Raw genomic sequence first — 300 nt, forward strand, 5'->3', positions numbered from 1 at the left:
ACCACGATGTTCAGGCCCAGCGCGAGCATGATGTAGAGCAGCGCGAAGTCGAGCACACGCACCCAGTAGTTGCCCCCGGCGTAGCCGACGAGCACGGGCGCGATGATCGCGGCGATCAGGAAGAACGCCAGGCCGCGATAGGCCTTGCGGGTGGCGGCGGCCGCAGAAATCTGCGTGGCGCCGTTAGTGGTTGGCACGGGTTGATTCATAGTCTCGATCCTCCCGGGCTTATGCACGATCTGCCACGCGCTCGCCGAGCAGACCGCTCGGACGGAACACCAGCACCACGATCAGCACGAC

1 pseudogene is annotated in these 300 nt (G+C 65.0%); it reads right to left on the reverse strand.

The features are described 5' to 3' along the window. Positions 1–209: pseudogene (locus tag A9762_RS03210) on the reverse strand (ABC transporter ATP-binding protein); the annotation flags it as partial. Between the last annotated feature and the right edge of the window lie 91 nt (positions 210–300).

Origin of the sequence: Pandoraea sp. ISTKB, from assembly GCF_001721285.1 — a bacterium.
Taxonomy (GTDB): domain Bacteria; phylum Pseudomonadota; class Gammaproteobacteria; order Burkholderiales; family Burkholderiaceae; genus Pandoraea; species Pandoraea capi.